Origin of the sequence: Jatrophihabitans sp. (assembly GCF_036389215.1) — a bacterium.
Taxonomy (GTDB): Bacteria; Actinomycetota; Actinomycetes; order Mycobacteriales; family Jatrophihabitantaceae; genus Jatrophihabitans_A.
Window position 1 is genome coordinate 1 of sequence record NZ_DASVQG010000355.1, and the last position, 6,823, is coordinate 6,823.

Sequence of the window (6,823 nt, forward strand, 5' to 3'; positions counted from 1 at the left end):
GTCGGTCGCGAACACCCGCTCGACGCCGTACTTGACCTGCTTGCTGGTGACGGTCGAGCCGTCCTCCCACTTGATGTTGGGCTTGAGCTTGTAGGTCCACTCGGTGAAGTCGGCGTTGTGCTCACCCAGGCCGGTCGCCAGGTCGGGCTCGATCGCGACGTTGTTGGCACCCGGCTTGGAGGAGTAGCCCACCAGGGTGCGGGTGAACAGCCGCTGCATGTTCCAGCACCAGCCGTAGTAGGTGTTCGCGGGGTCCCACGAGTCACAGTCACCGGTGGCGAGCAGGTTCAGGCTGCCGCCGGTCTTGTCGGACTTGTTGACGAAGCCGATGGTCGCCGCGTTGAACGCCGCCGCCAGCGACTGGTCGCTTCCGTTGGCGTTGCTGGCGCTGGACCGTGGTCCACTGGTCTTGTTGCTTCCGCCCCCGTTGTCACCGCCACTTCCACATGCGGTCATCACCATGGTCGCGGCGGCGGTCAACCCGACCGCCATCGCGACCTTTCTGTTTCGTTGCATTGGTTTCTTCACCCTCCTAGGCGATCGGAACTACCTGCCGGCCAGGATCGGCCGGCCCCGGCTGATGCCGGTCTTGAAACCCCTCGCATGCGAGGGCACTCAGGGTTGACGCGGGTAGGCGTCAACGGGTGGACCTCGGGTCCAGCGCGTCGCGCAGGCCGTCACCGAACAGATTGAAGGAAAGCACGGTGAGGAACAGGATCAATCCGGGCCACATCAGGAACATCGGATCGTTCTGGAAGAACCGGCCGGCGTTGCTCAGCATCTGCCCCCACGACGAGGTCGGCGGCTGCACACCGACGCCGAGGTAGGACAGGCCGGACTCGCCGAGGATGTAGGTGGGAATGGTGATGGTCACCCACACCAGGACCGGGCCGATCAGGTTCGGCAGGATCTCGCGGGTGATGATCCGCCAGTCGCTGGCGCCGAGGCTGCGGGCAGCATCGACGAACTCCTTCTCGCGCAGCGAGAGCGTCTGGCCACGAACGATCCGGGCCAGGTAGGCGAAGCCGAAGAAGCCCAGCACGAAGATGACCACCGCGAAGTTCAGCGTCTGGCCCTTCATCCCGAGGAACGACGGCGACTGGTTGAAGATCGCCAGCAGGGCGATGGCGAACAGCAGGACGGGGAAGGCCAGCAGCACGTCGAGGATCCGGGCCACCACGGCGTCGACGGCGCCGCGGTAGTAGCCGGAGACGATGCCGATGGTCAGGCCCAGGGTCAGCGACAGCACCATGGCCGCCACCGAGATCATCAGCGACGTGCGCGAACCGGCGATCAACCGGGCCAGGATGTCCTGCCCGTCCACCGGCTGGACACCCAGCCAGTGCTGGGCGGAGGCGCCACTGAGCCGGCCGTAGGGCATCGTCGTGTCGATGTCGGTGAGGCCCGAGTTGAACTCGTTCGGCGGGTTGCCCAGCAGCTTGTTGAGTGGCGTGGCGAAGATCGCCACCAGCGTCATGATGATGATGCCCAGTCCGCCGGCCATCGCGACCTTGTCGTGCTTGAGCCGCCGCCAGGCGATCTGACGCAGGGAGCGCCCCTGGATCGCCTTCTCACCGTGCTCTTCGGTCGGGGTGTCGAGGTGAGCAGTAGCGACTTCGAGCTCACCTGGCTGGGGCATCGACATCGGGCGGTCTGCCTCCTTCGATTCCGCGGGACCTGCGGTCGCAGATCTCGCCAGCGGGGAACGTTAGGCGTTTTGGATAACGCGGGGGCAACAAGTGCAACCCATCGGACAGATCGTGACCGAAGGGTGACCAGCGGTTCGGGACCTTAGCCCACCTCCGCGGCCCAACGGCGGGGATCTGCACGAATCGTTATTGCAGACCCCCGCCATCAGGGTGTCTCGCACGAGGCAAGGACTGCCGGTGCGAACTGACTACCTTTTCGACCTTTACTTCACGCAATGCTTACTACGGGCACTGCTTACTTCTTGAAACCGATGCTCTCGTAGACGATGTCGGCGAAGCCGAAGGAACCGAAGTTCACCAGGCTGGTCTTCGAGGCAACCAGGTCCGGACGCTGGTAGAGCGCCACCGAGTGGCCGGCTTCCCAGATCTTCTGGTCGATCTGGTAGGTCAGCTCGGTGGCCTTCTTCGGGTCGAGCTCGGAGACGGCCTGCTTGTACAGCGCGTCGATCTCCGGCGTGCCGATCTTGGCGTAGTTCTGGCCGCCGGTGGTGGTGTAGATCGACTGGGCCGATGAGATCGGGAACGGGGTGCCGATCCAGCTGAAGATCGTCAGGTCGAACTTGCCGACGAGCACGTAGTCGGAGAAGAACGGGTCCGAAGGCACCGTCTTGATGGTGACCTTGATGCCGGCCTCCTGCAGCGCCTTCTGCTGCAGGGCCGACTCGTCGGCGGAGGTCTTGACGCCGGCCGGGATGACGAAGTTCAGGTTCAGCGGCTTGCCGGCCTTGGCGTAGATGCCGTCGCTGCCCTTCTTGAAGCCGGCCGACTCCAGCAGGCTGCCGGCCTTGGCCACGTCCCGCTTGCAGAAGTCACCGCAAGTGGACTTGTACTGGCTCTGGTTGTTCATCCAGATGTGGCTGTCGAGCACGGTGGCGGGCCAGTCGAGCGGGGTCAGCATGGTCTTGGCGTCCGCCGTGCGGTCGATCGCCAGCGACACCGCCTGACGGACCTTCACATCCGAGAGCGGGCCGCTGCTGCCGATGTCGATGTGGCGCCAGTTGGGGCCACCGGCCTTGTGGATGGACACGCCGGGGGACGCCTTGACCGTGGCGTAGCTCGCCACGCTGGATCCGATGTCGACGAAGTCGACCTGGTCGGACTGCAGCGCCTTGGCCTGCGCGGCCTGGTCCAGCACGATGAACTGGATCTTGTCCAGTTTAGGAGCCTTACCCCACCACTTGTCGTTGTGGACGACGGTGATCGTCTTGGCGGTCTTGTCCAGGGTGCTGATCTTGAACGGGCCGCCGGCGAGGTTCGGGCCGTTGACCCAGGAGGTGTTGTACGCGGCCGGGCTGGCGTTCAGGCTGGCCGGGGTCAGCGGGCTGAACAGCGCCTTCCAGTCCGGGTACGGGGTCTTGAAGACCACCTTGACATCCTGGTCGCTGGCGCCCTTCTCCACGCTCTGGATCTGCTCGTAGCCGTTGCTGGAGGCGATCTTGTAGGCCTTGTTCGTGCCGTTCTGCGCCGCCCACAGCCCCGCGAAGTCCTTGTAGGTGATGGGCGTGCCATCACTCCAGATCGCCTTGGGGTTGATGTGGTACTCCAGCGTCTGCGGGCTGGTCGAGGTCTGCTCGGCCTTGTCCACCACGTCGGTGTTGAGCGTCGGGTTGCTGCCGGCGTCGAAATGCCAGACGATCGGCAGCGTCGCGGTGATCAGCTGCGTGGTGTGCAACTCGTTGCCATCGATGTGGTTGAGGTTGAAGTTCGCCGGGTAGCTGTCGATGGGCCAGCGCAGGGTGCCGCCTGCAGGCACCTTGTCGTAGTCCATCGGGTTGGTGTCGTTCAGGTTCGAAGCCGCTTGGGCCTTCTTGTCCGATTGCTTGTTGCCGCCGGTCGACTTGTTGTCGTTCGAACCGCCGCAGGCCGTTAGGGCGAGGGACGCCGCGACTACCGTCGCGAGCCCTACCTTGCCGAACACCCTCACACGTTCCTCCTCAGGAGTATCAGAAATCTTGCTGCACGGGGACTGCAGAGCAGCGAAAACCGTCGCGTTGACAGCTACTTGCTACGCACTCTGAGCGCTCACGGCTAGAGTCGTTGCCGAATCGGTACCGATCGGATAGGAAACCGAACCCTCGCAATTGCTGCTGACACCAGTGAGTGGTGTCAGACGACCTCGCGGACCTTGGCGAAATGGCAGGCCGCCCGATGATCGCCGCCGAGCTCGTAGAGTTCCGGGTCCACACCCTTGCAGGTGGCCCGCTCCTCGGCGTTGAGCTGCTCGGCGAAGACGAAGCAACGGGTGGAGAACCGGCACCCGCTCGGCACGTCGGCGGGGCTCGGCAGGTCACCGGAGAGCAGGATCCGCTTGCGGCCGCGCTCCTTGACCGGGTCCGGCAGCGGGATCGCCGACAGCAGTGCCTGGGTATAGGGATGCGAGGGTGCGGCGAAGATCTGCTTCGTGGTGCCGATCTCGACGATCCGGCCCAGGTACATCACCGCCACCCGGTCGGCGATGTGCCGCACCACCGACAGGTCGTGGGCCACGAACAGGTAGCTCAGCCCCATCTTGATCTTGAGCTCGTCCAGCAGGTTGATCACGCCGGCCTGGATCGAGACGTCCAGCGCCGAGACCGGCTCGTCCAGCACGATCACCTTGGGGTCCAGGGCCAGCGCCCGGGCGATCCCGATCCGCTGCCGCTGGCCGCCGGAGAACTCGGCCGGGTACCGGCTGGCGTGTTCGGGAGCCAGCCCCACCATCTTGAGCAGCTCGGCCGTCCGGGCCTTGATCCGGTCCTCCGAGATCTTCTGCACCCACATCGGCTCGGCCAGGATGTCACCGATCGGCATCCGGGGGTCCAGCGATGCCATCGGGTCCTGGAAGACGATGGACAGGTCCGCCCGCATCTTGCGGCGGTCGGCGCCCTTGAGGTTGTCGGTCTCCTTGCCGAGCACCACGATCTTGCCCCGCTGCGGCTTGAGCAGGTTCATGATCTCCATGATCGTGGTGGTCTTGCCACATCCGGACTCCCCGACCAGGCCCAGCGTCTCGCCCTGCCTGATGTCCAAGGACACCCCGTCCACCGCTCGCACGCTGCCGATCGTCCGCCGGATCACCGCGCCCTTGCGGATGGGGAAGGCCCGGTGCAGGTCATCGAGGGTCAGCACCACCGGCCGGTCCTCCCGGGGCGTGGCCAGGACACCCTCCAGGGGCGGGAGTTCCGGCCGCACGAAGACGTCGGCGGCGCTCCACTGGCGCTGCGCGATCTCCATGCTGCGGTGGCAGGCGGCCTGGTGCTCCGGGCGGTCGGTCAGTGCCAGCGGGGGCTCGGTGGTCCGGCAGACCTCGACCGCGAGCGGGCAGCGCGGCCGGAACGGGCAGCCCGAGGGCAGGTTCACCAGCGACGGCGGGGTGCCCTCGATCGGGATCAGGGGCTCCTTCTCCTCCACGTCCATCCGCGGTATGGAGCCCAGCAGCCCCATCGTGTACGGCATCCGCGGGTGGTAGAAGATGTCGTCCACGCTGGCGAGTTCCACTGCCTTGCCGGCGTACATGACCATCACCCGGTCGGCGAAGCCGGCCACCACCCCGAGGTCGTGGGTGATCAGCACGGTGGCTGCGTTGGTGACCTCCTTGGCCTTCTGCAGCACGTCGAGCACCTGCGCCTGGATCGTGACGTCCAGGGCGGTGGTGGGTTCGTCGGCGATGATCAGGTCCGGGTCGTTGGCGATCGCCATCGCGATCATCGCGCGCTGGCGCATGCCGCCGGAGAACTCGTGCGGGAAGGAGCTGGACCGCAACCGGGCGTTCGGTATCCCGACCAGGTCCAGCAGCTCCACCGCGCGCTCGTGCGCCTGGGCAGCGGAGACGTCCTGGTGGATCCGCACCGCCTCGGCGATCTGGTCACCGATCGTGTACACCGGCGTCAGGGCCGACAGCGGGTCCTGGAACACCATCGAGATGCCCGACCCGCGAAGCTGGGAGAGCTTCTTGTCGTTGAGGCCCAGCAGCTCGGTGCCCTTGAACTTGATGGAGCCGGTGATGGCCGCGTTGGAGGGCAGCAGCCCCATCACGGCCAGCGAGCTGACCGACTTGCCGGATCCGGACTCGCCGACGATGGCCAGCGTCTCACCCGGCTGGACCGAGTAGGAGACGCCGCGGACGGCCCGCACCGCACCCGCCTCGCTGCCGAAGGCGACGGTGAGGTCGCTCACCTCGAGGAGCGGGGCGGTGCTGGGAGGGTTCGTGCTGAGAGACGTTTTGCTGAGCGTCACAGTCTGCTCGATCCTGAGGACGGGTCGATCGCGTCCCGCAGCGCGTCACCGATGACACTCACGCAGAGCACGGTGAGCACCAGCAGTCCGGCGCCGAACATGAACACGTGCGGATAGGTGGTCGCCAGCGGCTGGGCGTCGCTGAGCACGGTGCCCAACGAGACGTCCGGCGGCTGGACCCCGAAGCCGAAGAAGCTCAGGCCGGTCTCGGCCAGGATGGTGCCGCCGACGTTGATGGTGACGTCGACGATCAGCAGCGAGGCCATGTTGGGCAGCAGGTGGCGGCGGATGATCGTGAGCGATGGCACGCCCATGAACTTGGCGGCGTGCACGTAGTCACGTTCGCGCAGGCTCATCGCCATTCCCCGGACCACCCGGCCGGTGACCATCCACCCGAACAACGACAGCAGCACCACCAGCCACAGCCAGGTCTTGCCCGACAGCGCGGGGCTGAGGATGGCCAGGATCAGGAACCCGGGCAGCACCAGCAGCAGATCGATGACCCACACCACCGCGACGTCGATGTACTTGCCGAAGTACCCGGCCAGCGAGCCGGCGATGGCCGCGATGCTGGTGGTGACCACGGCTGCCACCAGGCCGATCACCAGGGACTTCTGCAGCCCCTTCAGGGTGCGGGCGTAGACGTCGCGGCCGACCTCGTCCACTCCCAGGAAGTGATTGCTGTCAGGCCCGGTGAGGATGGTGCTCTGGTCGAAGTCGTCGAACTTCCAGTGCGTCAGGTACGGCCCGAGATAGGCCAGCAGGAAGATCAGCACGAGCACCACCAGCGCGGCGAGCCCGGACTTCTGGCGCAGGAACCGGCGCAGGATGAGCCTGCCGCGGGTGATCGGCTGACCAGCATCTACCCGCTGATCGGTGGCATCGGGCTCCGACACCGC

5 protein-coding genes are annotated in these 6,823 nt (G+C 66.0%); all 5 read right to left on the reverse strand.

Translation table 11 applies throughout. The features are described from left to right. Positions 1-516 (reverse strand): ABC transporter substrate-binding protein (locus tag VF542_RS20415; RefSeq protein ID WP_408653536.1); only part of this gene is annotated, 516 nt, incomplete at its 3' end. Between the two features lie 121 nt (positions 517-637). Next, positions 638-1,645, reverse strand: a complete 1,008-nt coding sequence (locus tag VF542_RS20420; RefSeq protein ID WP_408653537.1) for an ABC transporter permease — start codon at positions 1,643-1,645, stop codon at positions 638-640. A 299-nt stretch (positions 1,646-1,944) separates the two neighbouring features. After that, entirely contained in the window at positions 1,945-3,633 is a 1,689-nt protein-coding gene (locus VF542_RS20425) for an ABC transporter family substrate-binding protein (RefSeq protein ID WP_408653538.1), read from the reverse strand. Between the two features lie 182 nt (positions 3,634-3,815). Further along, positions 3,816-5,924, reverse strand: a complete 2,109-nt coding sequence (locus VF542_RS20430; protein ID WP_408653539.1) for a dipeptide ABC transporter ATP-binding protein — start codon at positions 5,922-5,924, stop codon at positions 3,816-3,818. Continuing rightward, on the reverse strand, positions 5,921-6,820 hold the full coding sequence (locus VF542_RS20435) for an ABC transporter permease (protein WP_408653540.1): 900 nt from the start codon (positions 6,818-6,820) through the stop codon (positions 5,921-5,923). Before VF542_RS20435 ends, VF542_RS20430 begins: the two co-directional genes overlap by 4 nt. Positions 6,821-6,823 lie beyond the last annotated feature (3 nt).